Source organism: Phenylobacterium sp., from assembly GCF_004299445.1.
Taxonomy (GTDB): domain Bacteria; phylum Pseudomonadota; class Alphaproteobacteria; order Caulobacterales; family Caulobacteraceae; genus Phenylobacterium.
In genome coordinates this window covers 1-20022 of sequence record NZ_SCTC01000014.1, presented here as the reverse complement: position 1 = coordinate 20022, position 20022 = coordinate 1, and the positions used below count along the sequence as shown (strand labels likewise).

The 20022-nt window shown below is 71.3% G+C and carries 22 protein-coding genes; 20 read left to right on the top strand and 2 right to left on the bottom strand.

Going from position 1 to position 20022, the window contains the following annotated elements; genetic code table 11:
• The first annotated feature begins 480 nt into the window (after positions 1 to 480).
• From EPN98_RS04355 to EPN98_RS04335, 5 genes are all read left to right on the top strand, one after another.
• Positions 481 to 1368, top strand: a complete 888-nt coding sequence (locus tag EPN98_RS04355; protein WP_293360856.1) for a toprim domain-containing protein — start codon at positions 481 to 483, stop codon at positions 1366 to 1368.
• Positions 1369 to 1470: 102 nt separating this feature from the next.
• Positions 1471 to 3480 (top strand): chromosome partitioning protein ParB, encoded by a 2010-nt coding sequence (locus tag EPN98_RS04350; RefSeq protein WP_293360852.1) that lies wholly within the window; start codon positions 1471 to 1473, stop codon positions 3478 to 3480.
• 84 nt (positions 3481 to 3564) lie between these two features.
• Positions 3565 to 3852, top strand: coding sequence for a hypothetical protein (locus EPN98_RS04345; RefSeq protein WP_293360849.1), 288 nt, complete (start codon positions 3565 to 3567; stop codon positions 3850 to 3852).
• Positions 3853 to 3915: 63 nt separating this feature from the next.
• The gene (locus EPN98_RS04340; protein WP_293360847.1) at positions 3916 to 4179 is read left to right on the top strand and encodes a type II toxin-antitoxin system Phd/YefM family antitoxin; all 264 of its coding nucleotides are present in this window, start codon (positions 3916 to 3918) and stop codon (positions 4177 to 4179) included.
• A complete protein-coding gene (locus EPN98_RS04335) occupies positions 4176 to 4613 on the top strand; it encodes a growth inhibitor PemK (RefSeq protein WP_293360844.1) in 438 nt (145 codons plus the stop codon). Before EPN98_RS04340 ends, EPN98_RS04335 begins: the two co-directional genes overlap by 4 nt.
• An 84-nt stretch (positions 4614 to 4697) precedes the next feature.
• Here the strand turns inward: EPN98_RS04335 and EPN98_RS04330 are convergent, their stop codons facing one another.
• On the bottom strand, positions 4698 to 4871 hold the full coding sequence (locus tag EPN98_RS04330; RefSeq protein WP_293360841.1) for a DUF1778 domain-containing protein: 174 nt from the start codon (positions 4869 to 4871) through the stop codon (positions 4698 to 4700).
• 177 nt (positions 4872 to 5048) lie between these two features.
• Between EPN98_RS04330 and EPN98_RS04325 the strand changes: the two genes are divergently transcribed.
• From EPN98_RS04325 to EPN98_RS04260, 14 genes are all read left to right on the top strand, one after another.
• A complete protein-coding gene (locus tag EPN98_RS04325; protein WP_293360839.1) occupies positions 5049 to 9305 on the top strand; it encodes a strawberry notch family protein in 4257 nt (1418 codons plus the stop codon).
• A 144-nt stretch (positions 9306 to 9449) separates the two neighbouring features.
• The gene (locus EPN98_RS04320; protein WP_293360836.1) at positions 9450 to 10355 is read left to right on the top strand and encodes a zincin-like metallopeptidase domain-containing protein; all 906 of its coding nucleotides are present in this window, start codon (positions 9450 to 9452) and stop codon (positions 10353 to 10355) included.
• A gap of 39 nt (positions 10356 to 10394) precedes the next feature.
• The gene (locus EPN98_RS04315) at positions 10395 to 10724 is read left to right on the top strand and encodes a hypothetical protein (RefSeq protein WP_293360833.1); all 330 of its coding nucleotides are present in this window, start codon (positions 10395 to 10397) and stop codon (positions 10722 to 10724) included.
• Between the two features lie 349 nt (positions 10725 to 11073).
• Positions 11074 to 11235 (top strand): GcrA family cell cycle regulator, encoded by a 162-nt coding sequence (locus EPN98_RS04310; RefSeq protein WP_366558457.1) that lies wholly within the window; start codon positions 11074 to 11076, stop codon positions 11233 to 11235.
• Complete coding sequence (locus EPN98_RS04305) at positions 11235 to 11462, top strand: hypothetical protein (protein ID WP_293360831.1); 228 nt, start codon at positions 11235 to 11237, stop codon at positions 11460 to 11462. Before EPN98_RS04310 ends, EPN98_RS04305 begins: the two co-directional genes overlap by 1 nt.
• Positions 11459 to 11704 carry a hypothetical protein gene (locus EPN98_RS04300; protein WP_293360828.1) on the top strand — a complete coding sequence of 82 codons (246 nt, stop codon included), beginning with the start codon at positions 11459 to 11461 and terminating at the stop codon, positions 11702 to 11704. The genes EPN98_RS04305 and EPN98_RS04300 overlap by 4 nt, the downstream gene beginning before the upstream one ends.
• 129 nt (positions 11705 to 11833) lie before the next feature.
• Positions 11834 to 12697, top strand: coding sequence for a hypothetical protein (locus tag EPN98_RS04295; protein ID WP_293360826.1), 864 nt, complete (start codon positions 11834 to 11836; stop codon positions 12695 to 12697).
• An 88-nt stretch (positions 12698 to 12785) separates the two neighbouring features.
• Complete coding sequence (locus tag EPN98_RS04290) at positions 12786 to 13775, top strand: hypothetical protein (RefSeq protein ID WP_293360823.1); 990 nt, start codon at positions 12786 to 12788, stop codon at positions 13773 to 13775.
• Positions 13776 to 13822: 47 nt separating this feature from the next.
• Entirely contained in the window at positions 13823 to 14230 is a 408-nt protein-coding gene (locus tag EPN98_RS04285) for a hypothetical protein (RefSeq protein ID WP_293360820.1), read from the top strand.
• Positions 14223 to 15224, top strand: coding sequence for a phosphoadenosine phosphosulfate reductase family protein (locus EPN98_RS04280; protein ID WP_293360817.1), 1002 nt, complete (start codon positions 14223 to 14225; stop codon positions 15222 to 15224). Before EPN98_RS04285 ends, EPN98_RS04280 begins: the two co-directional genes overlap by 8 nt.
• A 59-nt stretch (positions 15225 to 15283) precedes the next feature.
• Positions 15284 to 15739, top strand: a complete 456-nt coding sequence (locus EPN98_RS04275; RefSeq protein ID WP_293360815.1) for a hypothetical protein — start codon at positions 15284 to 15286, stop codon at positions 15737 to 15739.
• Positions 15732 to 16220 (top strand): hypothetical protein, encoded by a 489-nt coding sequence (locus EPN98_RS04270; RefSeq protein WP_293360812.1) that lies wholly within the window; start codon positions 15732 to 15734, stop codon positions 16218 to 16220. The genes EPN98_RS04275 and EPN98_RS04270 overlap by 8 nt, the downstream gene beginning before the upstream one ends.
• A 4-nt stretch (positions 16221 to 16224) precedes the next feature.
• Positions 16225 to 16998: a hypothetical protein gene (locus EPN98_RS04265; RefSeq protein ID WP_293360809.1), complete on the top strand. Its 774-nt coding sequence runs from the start codon at positions 16225 to 16227 to the stop codon at positions 16996 to 16998.
• A 283-nt stretch (positions 16999 to 17281) separates the two neighbouring features.
• The gene (locus tag EPN98_RS04260) at positions 17282 to 18214 is read left to right on the top strand and encodes a DUF2493 domain-containing protein (RefSeq protein WP_293360806.1); all 933 of its coding nucleotides are present in this window, start codon (positions 17282 to 17284) and stop codon (positions 18212 to 18214) included.
• Between the two features lie 43 nt (positions 18215 to 18257).
• On the opposite strand, the gene EPN98_RS04255 is transcribed toward EPN98_RS04260, so the two are convergent.
• Positions 18258 to 18779 carry a tryptophan-rich sensory protein gene (locus tag EPN98_RS04255; protein WP_293360803.1) on the bottom strand — a complete coding sequence of 174 codons (522 nt, stop codon included), beginning with the start codon at positions 18777 to 18779 and terminating at the stop codon, positions 18258 to 18260.
• Between the two features lie 406 nt (positions 18780 to 19185).
• Here EPN98_RS04255 and EPN98_RS04250 point away from each other — a divergent pair, with 406 nt between their 5' ends.
• Complete coding sequence (locus EPN98_RS04250) at positions 19186 to 19389, top strand: hypothetical protein (protein ID WP_293360798.1); 204 nt, start codon at positions 19186 to 19188, stop codon at positions 19387 to 19389.
• Positions 19390 to 20022 lie beyond the last annotated feature (633 nt).

The following is a 20022-nucleotide window of genomic DNA, read 5'->3' as shown; positions in this document are numbered from 1 at the left end:
GGTGCGACAGGTGACTTCCTGGCTAAAAAGGGCCATGACTTATCCGGTGCTGCGGCACGCCTGACGAGGGGTCGCCGCTCCCGGCCTGCCCGAACGCCGGTCCTCGTGTGGACCGGACGCTCCAGGAGGCACGATGGACGGCCCGACGTCGACGACCCGCCGCGCCCGGTTCGGGCGCATCTGGCGACGTGCCCGCGAGCTGTTGCTGGCCGTGCCGATCCTGATGGTCGGCGTGACCGTCGTCGACATCCTGGGCCGATCCCGAGCGGCCAGGCCCTCTGACCTGGTGGGCGTTGGGCGCGGCCGGCGCCGCGATCGCGCTCTACCTGGCCTTCCCATCCAGGGACTAGGCGCGGAATCTAGAGCACTGGCCGAAAGGTTGGGGAAGGGCGGCGGGGGGCGAACAGAGGAGCGTCGCAGACGCCGAGGAGCCGAGACCATGCCGAGATCTGCGCAACCCCCGCGGCCGGAGCGCCGGCCATGTCCTTGAGGGCGATCGTCGAGGTGCTGGGCGGCGACCTCTACGACGGCGGCCGGCGCGCCAACATCCCGGCGCCCGGCCACAGCCGCGCCGACCGTTCCGTGTCGCTGCTGCTGAAGGACGATCGGGTCATCGTCCACACCTTCGGCGACGGCGACTGGCAGGCCGTGCTCGACGACCTGCGCGCCAAGCGCCTGATCGACGCCCACAATGCGCCGCGTTCGGTGTCGTTCGGCCCGGGTGTCGACCATGCGGGCGCGCCTGAGCCGGACGTCCGGCGGCTCGACGCCGCCCGGCGCCTGTGGGAGGCCGGCCGGCCGGTCGCCGGCGCGCTGGCCGAGCGGCATTGCCGCCTGCGCCACATCCAGCGCGCCTTGCCGGGGCCGCAGGTCCTGCGTCACGGCGGCGAGACCCCGGTATCCGCCTATGCCGAGAGCCGCTATCGCCGCCCGGCCCTGCTGGTGGCGATCAGCGCCGCCGACGGATCCTTCAGCGCCGTGGAGGTCACCTATCTCGCCGCCAACGGTCAGCGGGCCCTCGACCTGCGGCTGCCGCGCAAGACCGTGGGCCTGGTCCCGCCCGGCAGCGCCGTGCGGCTCGACCCCGCCGCGCCGGAGATGCTGGTCGCCGAAGGGGTGTTCACCACCTTGTCGGCGACCGAACGCTTCGGCCTGCCCGGCTGGGCCCTGCAGTCGACGCGCAACCTGAAGCGCTGGTCCGCGCCGCAGGGCGTGCGATCCGTGTTGATCGCCGCGGACCGGGGCAAGGACGGCGAGGCGTCGGCCGAGATCCTGGCCGCGCGGCTGCGCCGCGACGGCGTGACGCCGACCATCGCCCTGCCGCCGGAGCCGCATGGAGACTGGAACGAGGCGGCGCGGCCCGCCTGAGGGGCCGGCGCGTGACCCCGCCGTCAAAGGCCGAAGGAAGGGCTGGGGTGGGCGCGCCCAGGGGCAGGATGACCCTCGCCCAGGCGCTGGAGCCTGACCCTCATGACCGACATCCAGACCGCTTCCGTCACCCCGATGGACGAGATCACCGTCCGCCTCGGCGACCTCGGCCTCGCGCCGGAGAACCTCCGCTTCCAGGAACCGGCCGACGACGGCGTGCCGCAGCTCGCCGAAACCGTGCTCGCCGCCGGCGTCCTGATCCCGCCGATCGTGCGGGCCGGTCGCAAGGGCGAGCAGCCCTTCATGGCCCTCGACGGCCGCCGCCGCCGCTTCGCCCTGCTGGCCCTGCGCGATCGCGGCGACCTCGACGACGACTATCCCGTGGTCTGCAAGCTGGCGGTGAGCAAGGCCCAGCAGGCCGCCGCCATCGTCCTGCCCAACGCCGAGGTGGCGCCGGTCCATATCGCCGACATCATCGGCGCCATCGGCAAGCTGCGCAAAGCCAAGATGGACACCGCCGGCATCGCCCGCGCGCTGGGCTACGCCGAACTGGAGATCAAGCGGCTGGAGGCCCTGGCGGCCGTCCATCCCAGCGTGCTGAAGGCCCTGCGCAACGGCAAGCTGACCCTCAAGCAGGTGCGGCTGTTCGCGCGTCTGCCGGACAAGAAGCAGCAGGCCGAAATCGCCCAGACCGCGCTCGACGGGCATTTCCACGACTACCAGCTGCGCACCGTGGTGGAGGGCGACCGCGCCACGGTCCAGGACGACCGCTTCGTCCTGGTCGGCATGGACCGCTACGTCGCGGCCGGCGGCCGGGTGTCGACCGACCTGTTCGGCGAGCTTCCCGACAGCCTGCTCGATCCGGAGGTCCTGCAGACGGCCTGGCGGGCGCGCATCGAACCGATCGTGGCGCACCTGAAGGCGGCCGGCCTGGCCGTCTATGTCGGCCCGGATGGCGGCTACCGCGCGCCGGACGGCTTCTTCAACCTGCCCTATGTCTACGGCCGCGACCTGACCGAGGCCCAGGCGGCGGCGCTGGCGGCGGCCCGGGCGGAGGTGGCCCGCGTCGCCGGCGAGCTGCAGGATGTCGAGGCGCTCTCGGAGGAGGCGCCGGCGGCGCTGTGCCCGCTGTTCAGCGCCCAGATGGCGGTCGCGGCGGCGCCGCTCGCCCGCAGCCGGATCGGGGCGGTGCTGCTGACGCCGGCCGACGGCTATGGGCTGTCGGCGACCTTCTATTCGGTCCCGGTTCCGGCCGAGGAGCTCCCGGACGAGATCGACGGCGAGGAAGACGAGGACGAGGATGGCGCGCCGTCGGGCGGCTATGGCCGCGCCTCGAACGACGTCGAGGTCCCGCGCGCCGATGTCGAGGTCGAAGGCTCCAGCCACGTCTTCCATGAGACGCGGACCGACGTGGCCACCCGCGGCCTGATCCGCGACCTGGCCGACGATCCGGGGGCGGCCTTGACCGTGCTGGTGGCGCAGCTGTTCAAGAACCTGGCGCTGCACAGCTCGGGCAGCATCGAGGAGTCGGCGGCGGCGATCAACGCCACCGGCTATCGCCGCGGCTCGACGCCGGCGATCCCGGCGTTGGACGGCGAGGTCCGCGCCCGGCTGGACGCCCGCCGCGCCGCCTACAAGGCCAGCGGGCTGCGGCCGATCCCCTGGGTCGAGACCCTCGCCCACGGGGACAAGATGGCGCTGATGGCCGAGCTGACGGCCATCTCGCTCAATGTCCGGGAGGGCCGCACCACGTCCCTGCGGCACGCGGCCCGGGCCGAAGCCGCCGAGATCGCCGCCCTCTGCGGCGCCGACATCTCGGCGCACTGGACCCCGGACGAGGCCTATCTCGCCGTCCACTCCAAGAAGCAGCTCCTGGGCCTGCTCGAGGAGATGGAGGTCGAGGACGATCGGGCCAAGACCCTGAAGAAGGACGAGCTCGTCACCTTCGTCGCCGAGGCGGCGGCCGAGCGCCAGTGGGCCCCGCCGGCCTTGGCCTGGGATCGGTTGCCCGACGCACCGGAAGACGGCGATGAGGGCGAGGAGGCGGCCGGCGACGACGCGGGCGGCGTTGTGGCGGCCGCCGATCCGGCCGCCGATCAAATCGCCGCCTGACCGAGCGGAGCCCTCGCCTTCGGGCGGGGGCTCTTGCTCTGCCCCCGGTGAGCGCTACGGATAGCCTTGCCATTGGAGGACGCCATGGACGAAGAGACCAAGATCGCGCTGGCGCGCCTCGTTGCGCTGGCCAGCGAGGACACCAGCGGCAGCCGGGTCGCGGCCAACTTCCTGCTCGCCTGGTGGAACGCCGCCGAGCTGGGCGGCTTCGACCCAACCGAGATGTGGCTGCTGGACGAGCTCGCCGTGCGCGACCTGTTGCAGGTCGCCAGCTTCATCGGCCGCAACAACGTCTATCCCGACGCTCTGATCGGACGCGAGGCGATCCTGGGACTGATCGCACGCTGGCGCGGCCGCGTGACCGCCGACTGAATACCGCTCGCGTCAATCAAAGATGTGAGTTATATGTATAACTCGTCAAACTGGGAGGCGAGCATGCGCATCTCGACCGCGGACTTCATCAAGAACTTCGGTTCGCTCGCGGACCAGGCCCTGGCCGAGCCGGTCCGCATCACCAAGCATGGACGCGACCGGTTGGTAATGATCTCGGCGGCGGAATACGACCGGCTGAAGCGTCGTGATCGGCAGGTCTTCCGGTCGGAGGATCTGCCGGATGAGGTGCTGGAGCTGATCGCCACGGCCGAGTACCCCGCCGAGTTCGCCCACCTCGATGATGAGCTCAAAGACTGGAAGCCATGAGCTGGCCGACCCCGCGGGCCGGCCTTGTCATCCGCTATTCCTACCTTTGGCGCAGTGAGGCCGCCGCTGGGCGCGAGGAGGGCGTCAAGGATCGGCCCTGCGCCGTGGTCCTCGCCGTCGAGACTGATGGCGGGGACAAGGTCGTCTACGTCCTGCCCGTCACCCATAGCCCGCCCAAGGACCCCGACGACGCCATCGAGCTGCCCCAGGCCACGAAAATCCGCCTGGGTCTCGACAGCGAGCGGTCCTGGATCGTCGTCAGCGAGGGCAACAGCTTTGTCTGGCCCGGCCCTGATCTTCGTCGGGTGGGCGACAGGGGTCCCGAAAGCGCAGCCTACGGCTTTCTGCCGCCGGCTCTGTTCAACGCTGTCCGCGCGCGGTTCATGACGCGCGTCCGAGATCGTCGCGCCGGCGTGGTCGCGCGGACGGAGTAGACGCCGACCCCTAAAGGCCTTCGCTCAAAGCGGCGCCGCAAACCTTCTTCGATCTCGAGACGCATTAGCGCGTCGCGTCTCGCCTCACCGGGACACGACGGTCTTCCGATGACGCGCAAACGCCGCCGTCAGCCTGTCCGTCGGCGCCGGAGGCTGATCCAGCGCCCCGAAGAAGGCCGCGTGGTCGACGGGCCGCAGCGCCGTGCGTTCGGCGCTGGGTTCGTCGATCGCCTTGATGGGGTCCTGGCCAGCCGGCATGGGCGCTGCTCCTCCCCGACACCTGTACGTCCCATGGACGTGCTGGTCCAGAATCGGCGGCGCTGATTGAGGTGCGTCAGCACCCGCAGGCCAAAGGGAAAAGACAGGGGGCGGACGGGCGAGCCCGTCGGGACTGGAGGGAGGCGCCCTCCGCTGCGGGTGATCCGGACCCGCTCCATGAACGCCATGCTTCCCCTGTTCGCCGCGTCGACCGACGGCGCCGACCACAAGGCCGCCAACATCCTGGCCGCCGCCCGGGCGCTTTGCCCGCAGCTCAACCGCTCGCGGGCCCTGGACCGCCGCCTCGTCGCCAGCGTGATGACCACGACCTTCGGGGGATCGGACACCGAGGGGGCCTGGATCTGGCGCGACGCCTATGACGCCGTCGAGGCGGCGCTAGTGCTGCAGATCCGGCGTCTCGGCCCGCAGATCGGCCGGCTCGAGGACGCGCCCGCGGAGATCGCGGCTCTGCTCGCCAACCTGGCGGACCTCGGCCTCACCCACACGCGCCGCAGCGAAGAGCAGGTGGCGCTCGATCAGTTCTCCACCCCGCCGCAGCTGGGCGCCCTGGCGGTGCTGGCCGCCCAGGTCCGGCCCGGCGACCAGGTGCTGGAGCCCTCGGCCGGCACCGGCATGCTCGCGGTCCTGGCCGAGGCCTGCGGCGCGGCCCTGACCCTCAACGAGCTGGCCGCCGGCCGCGCGGGCCTTCTCGAGGGGCTGTTCCCGACCGCCGCGCGATCTGCGCACGACGCCCAGCACCTGCGCGACATCCTGCCGGGCTCGGGCGGGTTCCACGCCGTCGTCGCCAACCCGCCGTTCCAGCACCTGGAGGCGCACCTGCACGCCGCCCTCGACTGCCTGGCCGAGGGTGGGCGTCTGGCGGCGGTCGTCCCGGCCCGCCTGTTCGAGGACGCGCCGGCTCTGCGCCGCCTCGCCGAGCGCGGGCAGGTCGTCCAGCGGCTCGCCTTCCCAACCCGGGCCTACGCCAAGCACGGAACCTCTGTCGAGACCGGCCTGCTGGTCATCGACCGCGGCGTTGCGGACGCGGCGTTGGCGCCGGTGATCGCGGCGGAGACCCTGGCCGATGCGGCCCGCGCAGCCGCCGGCGTCGTCGCCCGGCCGACGGCCCAGCCGCGCCAGTTCCGGGCGCTGTCGCAGGTCGCCGTGCTCGCGCCGCGGGCCCGATCCCTGGCCTCGCCGTCGACGCGGCTGGCCTTCCTCAACACCGCCGCCCCGCTCGCCTATGAGACCAAGCCCTGGTCGGGCGAGGGCCACGACGTCGGCCTATACCAGGCCTATGCGCTCGGCCGCATCGCGTTCCCGCAGGTGCAGCCCCACCCCTCGCCGCTCGTGGAATCCGGCCCCATGGCTTCGGTCTCGCCGCCAGCGCCGACCTACCGGCCGCAGCTGCCGACGAAGGTCGCCGCCGAGGGCTTGGTGTCGGACGCGCAGATGGAGACGGTGATCTACGCCGGCGAAGCGCACGCCCAAGTCCTGCCTGGCGCCTGGATCCTCGGCGAGGCGCCGCACCAGGTGGTGCTGGTCAGGGACGACCATCCTGGCGCCGTATCGTTCCGCAAGGGCTTCTTCCTCGGCGACGGCACGGGCTGCGGCAAGGGCCGGGAGATCGCCGGGGTGATCGCCGACAACATCGCGCAGGGCCGGCAGCGGGCCGTCTGGTTGTCCAAGAACGACGCCCTCCTGGAGGACGCCCGGCGCGACTGGGGCGCGATCGGCGGCGCCGCCTCCGACATCACCCCGCAGTCGTCGTGGAAACAGGCCGACGCCATCCGGCTCGACCGGGGCATCCTCTACACCACCTACGCCACGCTGCGGCAGCCGGCCCGCGGCGACCGCCCCTCGCGGCTGGACCAGATCGTCAGCTGGCTCGGCGCCGACTTCGACGGCGTCGTCGTCTTCGACGAGGCGCACGCCATGGCCAACGCCGCCGGCGGGGGCAAGGGCGGCCGAGGCCCGAAGAAGGCCTCGCAACAGGGCATGGCGGGGCTCGCCCTGCAGAACCGCCTGCCCAACGCGCGCATCCTCTATGTCTCGGCAACGGGCGCCACGACACCGGAGAACCTGGCCTACGCCGCCCGGCTCGGCCTGTGGGGCGGGCCCGAAGCCCCCTTCCCTACCCGGGAAGCCTTCATGGACGCCGTCGAAACCGGCGGCGTGGCGGTGATGGAGCTGATCGCCCGGGAGCTGAAGGCGATGGGCCTCTACATCGCCCGCTCGCTGTCGTTCGACGGCGTCGAATACGACGCCCTGCGCCATCCGCTCACCGAGGACGACATCGCCATCTGGGACGCCTGGGCGGACGCCTACCAGCTGATCCACCAGAACCTGCGCGCCGCCCTGGAGGCGGTCGGCATCAGCGAGGACGGCAAGCCCAAGTCCGGCCAGGCCGCTTCCGCCGTCATGTCGGCGTTCGAGGGCTCCAAGCTGCGCTTCTTCGGTCACCTGTTGGCCGGTCTGAAGTCCCCCTCCCTCGTGGCCTCGATCCGAGGTGATCTCGGCGAGGGGCGCAGCGCCGTGGTGCAGGTCGTCTCGACCAATGAGGCGGTGATGGAGCGCCGCCTGGCGGAGATCCCGGCCGAGGAGTGGAACAACCTCGCCGTCGACCTGACGCCCAAGGACCAGGTGCTCGACTACCTGATGGGCGCCTTCCCGATCATGGCCATGGACGCCGTGGAGGACGAGGACGGCAATGTCACCATGGTCCCGGTGATGGTCGACGGCGCCCCCGTGGTCAGCCAGGAGGCGCTGCGGCTGCGTGAGGAACTGGTCACCCACCTGGCCTGCCTGCCCGCCGTCCCGGGCGTTCTGGACGCGGTCCTCGATGCCCTCGGGACCGAGATGGTGGCGGAGATCACCGGCCGCAGCCGTCGGGTGGTCCGGCGCGACGGCCGCCGCGTCGTCGAGCGGCGCAGCGCCTCGGCCGCAAAGGCCGAGACCGACGCCTTCATGGCGGCCAAGAAGCGGGTGCTGGTGTTCTCCGACGCCGGCGGCACGGGCCGCAGCTACCACGCCGACCTCAGCGTCCAGAACCAGCAGCGCCGGGTCCACTACCTGGTGGAGCCCGGCTGGCGGGCCGACGCCGCCATCCAGGGGCTGGGCCGCTCGCATCGCACCAACCAGGCCTGCGCGCCGCTGTTCCGGCCGGTGACTACCGACATCCACGGCGAGAAGCGGTTCACCTCGACCATCGCCCGGCGGCTCGACAGCCTGGGCGCCCTGACCCGGGGCGAGCGTCGCACGGCCGGCAACGGCCTCTTCCGCGCCGAGGACAACCTGGAGAGCCCGTGGGCGCACCGGGCGCTGCAGGCCTTCTACGTCGCTCTGCACTTCGGCAACGTCGAGGCCATGGACCGCGAGACTTTCGAGGCCAAGACCGGCCTGCGGCTGCTCGACCATGTCGGCGGCCTGAAGAAGTCCGACGACCTGCCGCCGATGAACACCTTCCTCAACCGGCTGCTGGCGCTGCGGATCGCCGATCAGAACGCCCTGTTCGCCGCCTTCGACGAGATCCTCTCCAGCATCCTGGAGCGGGCCGCGGCCGCCGGCGCCCTGGACCGCGGCATGGAGGACATCGAGGCCGACGACCTGGTGATCAAGGGCGAGGAGGTGATCCGCACCGACGCGGTCACCGGCGCTGAGACCAAGCTGCTCAGCTTCCAGGTCCGCACGCGCCGGTCCCTGCTCGCCGCCGACGACGCCCTGGCCGGCCTCGATCCGGAGGCGACGGTGTTCGCCGTCAACGCCAAGTCCGGGCGCGCGGCGCTGGTTATCCAGGGCCTGACCACCACCAACGACGACGACCGACTGATCCCGGCCGTCCGCCTGATCCGCCCGGAGAAGCGCACCATCGCCTCGCTGAAGGGCTTCGAGGAATCGGCTTGGGAGGCCTGCGAGGAGGCGATCTGGCGCGCCGCTTGGGACGCCGAGATCGCCCAGGCCGATCCCTGGGTCACCCGCGAGCTGGTGCTGGTCACCGGCCTATTGCTGCCGATCTGGGCGAGCCTGCCGCACAAGGGGACTTCGGTGCGCCGGCTCAAGGCGCCGGACGGGCGACGCTGGCTCGGGCGGGTGCTTGACCCCGCCCAGGTCGTTCCGCTCAAGATCGCCTTGGGGCTGACGGATACGGCCAGCGCGGTCGGTGATGGCGACGCCGCCAGTCGCCTGGTGCTCGGCGAAGGCGCCTCGGTCGCCCTGGCCGGTGGCCTCTGGCTGCGGCGCGCCAAGGTGATGGATCGCCAGCGCCTCGAGATCGTCGGCGCAGCCTCGCAGCGCTCGGTGTTCACGGCGCTGGGCTGCTTTGTGGAGATCATCAGCTACACGCCGCGGGTGTTCGTGCCGACCGACCGGCCGGACGTGCTGACCGCCATCCTGGCCAAGTGGCCGGCGCAGAACATCCTGCCAGCGGCGGCGTAGAGGCGATCGACAGCGCGAGGAGCCGCCGGCCCGACCCGGCGGCTCTTTTCGTGCTGGCGCGGCCGGCGCCATCGGAGGGGAAAGGAAGGGACGGAGCGGGCAAGCGCTCCGGAATGGGTCCGGGGCCGCGCTCCCGAGGTTCCCATGTCCACGCCCCTAGACGACCTGATGGCCGACATCATCGCCCGCATCGAGGCGGGCACGCCGCCGTGGCGCCAAGCCTGGAGCCAGGCCGGCGCCGACCCCGCCCTCCCGCTGCGGGCCAACGGCGAACCCTTCACCGGCAGCAATTCGTGGCTGCTGTTCTTCGCCGGCGCCCTGCGCGGCTACGGCTCGCCCTACTGGTTCACCTTCCGCCAGGCCCTGGCGATCGGCGCGCCGGTGGCCAAGGGCGCCAAGGGCTCGCTCGCCATCCTCTACAAGACCCGCGTCGTCGAGGATGGCTGCGGCGGCGAGGCGGGCGATCCCGTCGGCGAGGACGCCGACCCCAAGGTGATGCGCTACCTGAAGACCTACGCGGTCTTCAACGCCGACCAGCTGACCGACTGCCCGGAGCGCTTCCGCGCCGCCCCGGCCGTCGATCCGGCTGTCCGCGCGGCGGCCCACAACGCCATCCTCGACGCCATCCCGGCTCAGATCGATTATGGCGGCGGCCAGCCCTGCTATATTCCCTCGCGGGATCTGATCCGCCTGCCGGCGCCCGAGGCCTTCCATTCGGTCGACGACTTCCTGGCGACCAAGGCCCACGAGCAACTGCATTGGTCGGGCGCGGCGCTTCGGCTGAACCGCGAGTTCGGCCGCCGTTTCGGCGACGCGGCCTACGCCTTCGAGGAGCTCTGCGCCGAGATCGGCGCCGCGGCCCTGGGGCTGCGCATCGGCCTCAGACCGCAGCTGCTCGACAGCCACGCCGCCTACCTCGCCCACTGGGCCAGGATCCTGAAGGACCGGCCGGGCGCCCTTCTGGAAGCCTCGGGCCACGCCCAGCGCGCGGTCGATTTCCTGCTGGCCTTCAGCCAGCCGGCGGACGCGGCGGCCTCCCTGGCCGCCTGATCACCCTCGAACCGTTCAACGACAAAGGAGCACGCCGCCATGGGCTGGCTGTTCATGCGATCGCTCGGGGGCCATCCGACCCCGAAGGCCTATCTCGACGGCCAATTCACCTATGAGCGGCCCGAGGGCCGCTCGCGCGTCCTGGCGTCGCGGCTGGTGGGTCTGAGTACCTACTACGCCGCCGTCGAGCACGTGGCGGCAACGACCGGCGGCACGGAGGTGTGGGGGCTGGTCTGCCTGGTGCGCTACAACCCCCGCGACCGGGAGGGCTACGTCTTCGGATACAAGGACATGTCGGAATCGATGGGCCCGGTGGAGGACGCCTGCCCGGCGGAGGTTCTCGACCTCCTGACCAGGCCTTCGCCCTGAATTGGCGCGCCCGCTGCCGGGCCCGGCTGGCCGAGCGCCGGGCGATCCGGGCCAGGCCCACCCCGCGGCCGGGGCAGCTGGTGGTGTTCGCCGCGCCGATCCAGTTCCGCAATGGGCGCAGTTTCACCCAGCTGCGGGCGGTCCGGCTCCCGGGCCGCCGAGGCCTGGTCTTCCAGGCAGAGGATGGCGGCCTCTACCGCATCCCCGGGTTCAAGGCGCTGGACTACGCCATTGCGCCGGCCCCGCCGGCCCGTTGCGGCGTGAGGGCTGCGGCGAGGCGTGGGGGAAAGGAGAAAGGCAGGGAGGGGCCGGGTGCGCTCGAAGGGAGCGCGTCTGGAGGATTTTCCCGATGTCCCAGCTCGGTTGGAGTGAAGACCGCGTCGAGCGCCTGAAGGTCTTGTGGGCCGATGGGCTCAGCGGCTCCCAGGTCGCCAAGCAGCTCGGCGGCATCACCCGCAACGCGGTGATCGGCAAGGTCCATCGGCTGGGGCGGCCGTTCGGGGCGCCTTGATGGAGACCACCTCGATGCTGGCCCAGCTGGTGGTCTCGCTCGGCGAGGCCGGCGAATACCCCGATGAGCTCGATCAGTTGGCGGCAAACCTGCGGCTGCTCGGGCAAGGCGACGCCGTAACCATGGACCTGGCGGCCGCGCGCCACACGACCCCGCCCGAGGCCTGGGCGGAGCAGGTGATGGTGTGGAGCTTCGAGCAACCGCCGGCGCCTGTGGCGGCCCGATGAGCCCGTCGCGGAGCGCACGCCGGGAGGTCGGCAATCCGGTTCTGGGTCTGCCGGCCGTGACGGCTCTACGCCGCCTCGACCCGGCGGTGACGGCAGCCTTAGCGGCGGTGCTCGGCGACCTCGCCGCCGACGCGCGGCGCCGGGCCCAGATCAGCTGGGCCCAGAACAAGGGGGTGATGGCGGCCTACTGGAAGGCGGTGGGCGCCTACGCGACCCATATCCGCCGCGCCTTGCGCTCGTAGTCCCTCGCGAACTGCGACCCGCCGGCCCCCGCCGGCGGGTCTTTGCGCGCGCGCCCGCGGCCGTCCCCGGATGGGAGAAGAAAGGCGGGGCGGCGTGGGGCGAGGGATCGGTCCCTCAAGGAGGAACCCATGCAACTCGATCTTCCCTTCGTGGCCCAGCGCTGGCGCGAGCGCCGGCAATCTTACCGCCCGCAACGCGAACCGCTGGACCCCAGGCGCTACGGCGTGGTGCGCTTGAGCGGCACGGCCGAGGCGCGCGGCTTCATCGTCCGGCACCACTATTCCGGCTCCTACCCTGTGGCGATCGCCGCCTACGGCCTGATGGAAGCGCGCCGCAACCGATCGGCCGAGCTGGTCGGGGTGGCGGTGTTCAGCGTGCCGGTGCAGCCCCGCGCCGCCGACGCCTACGGCGCGTCGGGTGCGCGGTCCTGCGACCTCGGCCGCTTCCTGCTGCTCGACCATGTGCCGGGTAACGCCGAGACCTGGTTCCTGCGCCGGGCCCTGGCGGGCCTTGGGCAGGACAAGACCGGTAACGACGGCCGCCCGCTTTACTCGGTCTGCCTGGCCTATTCCGACCCGGTCCCGCGCGTGGATCGGGACGGCCACGTGACCTTCGCGGGCCACTACGGCGGCATCTACGCGGCCTCGTCGGCCCTCTATCTCGGCCGCGCGACGGCCCGCACCCTGTGGCTGGCCGACGACGCCACAGTGATCAGCTCGCGGGCGCTGATGAAGCTCAAGCACGGCGACAGCGGCGCCCGCTACGCTTACGAGACCCTGCGCCGGCACGGCGCCCCGCCCCTGGCTGCTGGCGAGACCGGCGGCGCCTACATCGAGCGCGCGCTGCGCGACGGCCCATTCCGACGCCTGCGCCATCGCGGCAACCACGTCTACGCCTTCCCCTGCGGATCCACGACTACCCGTCGCGCGGTTCGGAGCCGGATGGGGACCGCCCTCCCCTACCCGGTCCGGACCGATGCGCCGCGGCCATAGGGCCTGCGGCGGGAGGTCAAAGGGAGGGCGGCGCCGGACGAGCCGGGCGCAGGCAGGGGCCTTCGCCGGCGCAGCTCCGGAGGCCGCCATGAACCATCCCCACATCGATGTTCCGGTGATCGTCGCCTGGGGCGCCGGCGTGGATTCCACCGCCATGCTCATCGAGCTGCTCGAGCGCGGCGAGCGCATCGACATGGTGCTGTTCGCCGACACGGGCGCGGAGAAGCCCGAGACCTATCTGTTCATCCCGATCTTCCGGGCCTGGCTGGCCGATCGGGGCGTGCCCTCCGAAATCGTCCGCTATGTTCCGCGCCGCTTCAAGAACTGGCCTGCCTACCGGACTCTGACCGAGAATCTGATCACCAACGGCACCTTGCCGAGCATCGCCTTCGGCCGCGGGACCTGCTCCCTCAAATGGAAGGTCGCGCCCCAGCATGCCTGGGCCCAGAGCTGGCCGCCGGCCATCGCGACCTGGGCGCGGGGCGACAGGGTCGTCAAGCTGATCGGCTATGACTGCGGCCCCGCCGATGATCGCCGCTACGCCGAGGTACGAGACCTCGACGATCCGCTTTACCGCCATCGCTATCCCTTGCGGGAGTGGGGCTGGAGCCGGGCGGACTGCATCGCCCGCATCGAGCGCGCCGGCCTGCCGGTCCCGCCGAAATCGGCCTGCTTCTTCTGCACGGCGGCCAAGCCGGACGAGGTCCGATCGTTGCCGCGCGCCCAGCTGCGGCAGATCGTGCTGATTGAAGCCCGCGCCCAGCCCCGGCTTCGGACCGTCGAAGGCCTCTGGCGCAAGACCGTGCTCGGCCGCCGAGGCGCCCAGCCGCGACCCGGCTCGATGACCGCCTTCATCCGCGCCGAAGGGCTGCTAGATTCGGCCGAGATCGACGCGATCATCGCCACGGCGCCGCGCAGCCTCACCCGCTGGCAGGCGGCCGTGGCCGAAGAGGTGGCGGCCGAGGGCATGCGGCCGGCAATGGCCCGCTGGATGACCGTCTTCGACGCCTTCGCCGGCACGCCCGATCGGATCGATGGCGCGCCAGGCCTCTTCGCCGGCCTTCGCCGGCCGCACTGAGCGTCGCCTCGCGCGGCGCATCTCGCCCCCTAACCCAGGAGACCCCGATGTTGATCAAGATCGACGCGCGCCAGCTCGGCGCGCTGCTGGCGGGCCTGCGCCTGCTGCAAGCCCACGCCGCCGATGGCTACGAGAGCCCGGAAATCCTCGACGTGTTCGCGGACGGCCGAGCCGCCGACCCGCTGAAGGGGGCCGAGGTCGAAGCGCTCTGCGACGGCCTCGACGGCGGCGGCCTCGTGGTCGACGAGGCTGACGTCTCGGCGATCGAGGCTGGTTGGCGCGATCGAGTGGCCGTCCAGGGCTACGTCGGAGAGCGACGCCAGAACCTCGCCGTCGAGTTCTTCACCGGGGCGATGACCGCTCGCCACCTCGCCGGCATGGAGGCCTGGTGTCCGCCGGCCTGGTCCGTCGCCATGCTCTGCGGCGAGGCGATCGGCGAGCCGGGCGATGGATAGGGCGTCCGCCTGCCTTGCCGGTCCGGTCCCGGACCTAGCGGCCTACGACCGCGTCCTGCTGGCGTTCAGCGGCGGGAAGGATTCGCTGGCCTGCCTGCTGCACCTCTTGGAGGCCGGCGTCCCCGCATCGCGCATCGAGCTGCATCACCACGATGTCGATGGCGACCAGCCGTTCATCGACTGGCCCTGCACCCTCCCCTACTGCCGCGCTGTCGCCGGCTATTTCGGCGTGCCGCTCTACCGGTCCTGGCGGGCCGGCGGCTTTCTCGGCGAGATGGACCGCCAGGGCGACCCGACCGGCGCCGTTCTCTTCGAGCTGCCCGACGGCGGCCTCGGCCGCGCCGGCGGCGCCGGGCCGCCCGGCTGGCGCGGGCGCTTTCCCCAGGTCAGCGCCGACCTTCGGGTGAGATGGTGCTCGAGCGTGCTGAAGATCGAGGTCCTCGCCGCCGCGATCCGCGGCCAGGCGCGCTTCTTCGACGGCCGCACCCTGGTGGTTACCGGCGAGCGCGCCGAGGAGAGCCCCGGACGGGCTCGCTATCTGACCTTCGAGGCGCATCGCACGGCCACAGGCGGCGGCCGCGCGCCGGCGCGACGGGTGGATCACTGGCGGCCGATCCACGGCTGGCCGGAGGCCGAGGTCTGGCGGCTCATCGAGCGCTTCGGGGTCACGCCGCATCTGGCCTACCAGCTTGGCTGGGGCCGCCTCAGTTGCCGGGCCTGCATCTTCGGCTCGCCCAACCAGTGGGCGACGATCCGCGCGGTCTTCCCCGATCAGTTCCGCCACATCGCCGCGCGTGAGGCGGCGTCGGGCCTCACGATCCAGCGGTGTGCCAGCGTGGTCGCTTTGGCCGACCGGGGCCGCCCTCACCCCGCCGCCCTCGCCCGGCCCGACCTGGTCGCCCAGGCGGAGGCGGCGGACTGGCGCCTGCCGGTGATCAGCCGGCCCTGGAGCCTGCCGGCGGGGGCCTTCGGCGAGGCCTCTGGCCCGGTGTGAGGCCCAGGGAAAAGCCAAAGGGAGGGCGGATTCGGGCGTACCCGAATCAGGAGGCTCCCATGGCCGACCACTACACCAAGCTCAGTTTCGAGCTCGACTGCGCCGAGGCGGAGGCGGATCGCTTGATCTCCGCATTCGGCCTGACTGGCTACGAGGCGGCCTTGCCGGCGGCTCTCGCGCCGTACTTCCCCGCGTCCGATCCCGACGACCCCCTCTCCGGTGTCGCCGCCCTCTACGCCGACTCCAATGCGTTCGATATCGGCGCGCGCATCTATCGCCGCGCTGGCGGCGTGTGGATCCATGGCGATGGCGACCCCCAGGTCATCGCCATCGCCGAGCTCATCCGCCGCCTCGCGCCCTCGGCCCTGCCGACCGGCTTCACCTGGGCCAATGACTGCTCGCGCAGCCGGCCCGGCGCGTTCGGCGGCGGCTATGCCCTGATCACCCACGCCGACTACGATGTCGCCGACGTCACGGCGCTCCTCGATGAAGCGCTGGAGGCCGCCCGTGGGTAATCGCGTAAGCGCCAGCATCGTCATCGGCGGATCGGCGCCCGCCCATATTCTCGACGCCTTGTGTGAGGCGATCGAGGACGAACGGCTCGGCCCAGACTGGGGCGACAGCTTCGGCAGCCGCGACGAGCTCGTCGCCTACCTGAGCGCGGGGATCGACGGGGTCGATCTCTACGGGACCGAGGTCAACAGCGGCGAGTTCGAGACGCTGCAGACGTTCTGCGCCGATCATGGCCTGGCCTATCGGCTGAGCTATGACGGCTATGGCGGCGAGTGGGGCCCGGCGACACGGCTGCATCACGCCGACGGGGCCGAGGAGACCTGCAGCCTCGATAGCGGCGGCGGCGCCGCCTGCGTCAGCCGCGACGATCTTGCGATCCTCGCCTTCACCACCCTCGCGGAGCTGCAGGCTTATTTAGAGCGGTTCGACCGCTTTCGGCCCGGGCGTCTGGTGATCGGCGCCACTGCGCCGGCGTCGGCATAGAACGATGCGCTTCTTCGTCGGCGTGCATCGACCCCGCATGGGATGGCCGCTCAGCTTGCGCGGGCATCCCGTTTGCATTTCGGCCAACGTCCTGGCCGGCCGAACGGGCAACATCGCCTTCGTCGGTCAGGCCGACGGCTGGATGCTCGATTCGGGAGCCTTTACCCAGATCGCCCTGCGAGGTCGGTTCGACCAGTCGCCGGAGGACTATGCCGCCCTGGTGCGCCAGTTCGGGGACTGGCCTTGCTCCGGCCTGGAGGTCGCCGTCTCCCAGGACTGGATGTGCGAACCCGAGGTGATCGCCGCGACGGGTTTGTCGGTACGGGAACATCAGCACCTGACCCTCGAGCGCTTCGACTCGATCGCCGCGGCGGGCACGGGCCGCACCCCGCTGATGGCGGTCCTGCAGGGCTGGCACGCGGCTGATTACCGCCGACACCTCGACGCCTACGGTGACCGTCTCGGCAAGGGCGCATGGGTCGGGGTGGGCTCGGTCTGCAAACGCCAGGGCGATCCGCGGGCGATCGGCGTCATCCTGGAGACGATCTTGCGGGTCCGGCCGGATCTGCGGCTGCACGGGTTCGGCGTGAAACTCACCGCTCTACGGAGCCCGGCCGTCCGCTCGATGCTCTTCTCCGCCGACTCCATGGCCTGGTCCTACGCCGCCCGTCGAGGCGGGCGCGACCAGAACGACTGGATGGAGGCCTATCTGTTCGCCGAGCGGATCGCGGGCCGGAGCCGGCCGGTGGCCGACGTGTCACAGCCCTCCTTGTTCTAGCCGCCTTCGCGCGAATTGCGATCTGACGAGGTTGTGGCGCGGCCCACGAGAGCGCCGGGGCAGCGGGGAGCCGATCGCGGCCGGGTGGTCCGGCCGCAGGCGCGCGCGGCAGTCCCCAGGGGCGGCCGTCAAATCCCTTTGGCTCCTGTGACCTCGCCACCGTCCGGCGCCCCCCACAAGGGACGCTGCGCTCAAAGCCCTTGTGGGGGCCGCCGGGCCCTCGGCGCGGGGCGGTCACGAGCCGACGGGCTCCGACATCCACTACAGACAGGGACTTCATCCCATGCAGCTTCACGCCCTTCCCCCCACTTCCGACCATCTCACACCCTTCGAAGCCCAGGCGCTGGTTCTCGAAGACCCGAGGCCCTACCCGCCCGAGGACGCCCTCCACCAGCTCGGCCAGGGGCTGATGAACGAGGTGCTCGACGTGATCAGCGACACCGCCCTCGAGGACGTCCAGGCGATCATCACCGAAACCCTGATCGGCGCCTTCCACTCGGCCGCGCAGCGCATCGAGCGCGATGCGGACAAGGCCAGGGACACGCTGAACGGCTTGGTCCGAGACTTCGACGGGTCGGAGATCCTTGACGTTGAGATCCAGGAGGCCACCCGCAAGGCCCGCGCCGCCGATGTCGCCACCTTGGCGATGGAGATCGTCCGGGATGCCGCCGCGGCCACCTACACCACGGCGACCGGCGAGGTCTGGAGCCCCTGGAAGGGCACGGTGCGCGCCTCCCGCACGACTGCCGCCCAGATCGAGGCGCGTGACGCGATCAGGGCCAGCAAGGCCCGCAAGCACGCCGCCGTCAGCCCGGGCGCCACGGTCGTCGCCTTCCGCGCAGCGCCGCAGGCGGATACAGCTGATGACGCCAACCGCATCTTCGACGCCCTGAACTGGGCGCTGACGCAATGGCCGGACATGGCGCTGGCCACGACGGGCGCCAAGGGTGGCGAAAAGCTCGCCATCAAGTGGGCCAAGCAGAAGTCGGTGACGCTGGTCTTGGCCAAGGCCGATTTCGACAGGAACGGGCGCGCCGCTCCGTTCCGGGCCAATGACGAGCTGATCGCGCTCGAGCCGGTGTGCGTGCTGACGCTTCCTAACACGCTGAACCTCGAACGGGGCGCCCAGCTGCAGCCTTTCGGGCCGGCCCTCAATCTCGGTCAGAAGGCCGCCGAACGTGGCATCCGCCACCAGCCGGTGAAGTCGCGGGCCTGATCCGCAGGGCGCGGCGGCTTCGGCCGCCGCGCCTTTCTCTGTGTCAGCCCTTGGCCGGCGTGCCGATGACGGAAGACAAGCCCGCAAAGCCGGTCGGCGCCGAGAGCGCCGCCGCCTTCGGATCGACGTAGGAGGCCGCATAGGCATAGGCGGCCGTCAGCCCGGCAGTCGCCAGGGCGGCTGTGACCTGGCCCGACTGACTTCTAGGTTTCAGCGCAGAGAGCAGCAGGTTCGACGCTTGCAATACGCCCCAGACGCCAAGGGCGCGGGACCGCTCGTGGCTCGCTGGGGCGTTCCAGACGCGCAGCGCGGCCAGGGTGGTGACGGAGAACAGCGACGGCCATATCGCCTTCACCAAAGGATGGCGCGATGGCTTCGCGCCCTGGGCCGGCGCTTGGCGCCCCGACACCGACAGCGCCGCGGTCACGGCGATCAAGGCCAGGCAGCCGCGCGCGCCGATCGCGACATGGCCGAGACTGCGGTGCTCGGCGTTGATCGCCTCAGCGATCTTGTCGTTGCGGCGCTCGCCAGGGTCATGAGGATCTCCGAGCAGCTCTAGCTTCAAAGGCCGCGAGGGCCGTTCCGTTCCGGCGCTGCGCGGTGCGCGGGCGACGACGGGGGGTATCCGCAGGCCTTCGGGGCGGCCAATCCTGATTCGTGCCTGAAACCCAAGATGTGGTGACCGCGAGCGGTCGCATGCGTCGGACCGTCTCCCGGATGGAAGCTGCTGGAGGGGGCTCGTCCGCGATCGAGTTCACGACCCTAGGACGGGTCGGTCATGGGCCAAGGCGACCTCGCCGGTGGCGAGGCGTCGCCGACGGACCCTCGCGGCCTTCGCTGCGCTGCAGGCCGGTTTCCATCGGCGCCGTCCTTGGCCCCTGCCCTTTCCCCGCCCTTGCCGGGCGCGAGATCGCGGGAACGAGCCCGCAGGTCCGGCAGCAAAGCGGGAGACGACAATGACGACGATGGCGATGGCGCAAGCGGTTTTCCAGCACGCCCACGACTTCTACGACACGGGCAGCTGGTATGTGGTCGCCGAGTGCTGGGATGTCCTGGCGATCGCCGAGGAGCTCGACCGGCAGGAAGAACGCACCGCCCAGCCCTTTGAGCTGGAAGCGGCCGCCATCGCCCACTTCCACACCATACTGCACAAGGGACGCGCTACCCGGCACTAGGCGCAACGCGCGGCGCCCATCGGCGCCGCGCGGCTTAACTTGCGCCCGGAACAGACGCTGAACGATAATCCAGGACTTGTGGTCGTCGGGCCCAGGGGCGCTTTCCCTTGGGGTTTGTGATTCGTTCTGCCTCGCCAGCGCTGCTTTGATGGTCACGCTGGCGTTGGTCAGCGGTAGTCCTCCTCGCGAGCTTAGCGGCCTTTGCGTCATTGGGGCGCGGAGCGGTTGGATCCTTTGCGCATAGCTGGCCGCGGCGGCCGGAGCGCCTTGGATGCGCGGGAGAAAGCGGCGCCGCTGGACCGCGGAGCACTTGATGGCGCGCCCGACCTTGGTTTGCCTTTGCCGGCCATCCGTCGTGCTGCACCGGGCGCTGTGTCCCGGAGCACTCAGGGTCTGCGTGGCCTCCTCATGTCCTTCAAGTCATTTCTGGCCGCGTCTTCGCCATCAAGCGTGCCCCGGTCCGATCCATGGCCGTGGTGCGGTGGGGTCGGCTCGACGGCTTTGAGGGTGCGGCGCGATGTGGCGGCGCGGGCGTCGACAGGCCTCCAGGAAATGCTGGCGGCGCCAGGCGCGAGGGTAAGTGTCGTCGGCCGGTCAGCGTCATCTCCGGCCTCTGGGGCGGGCCCGGGCGGG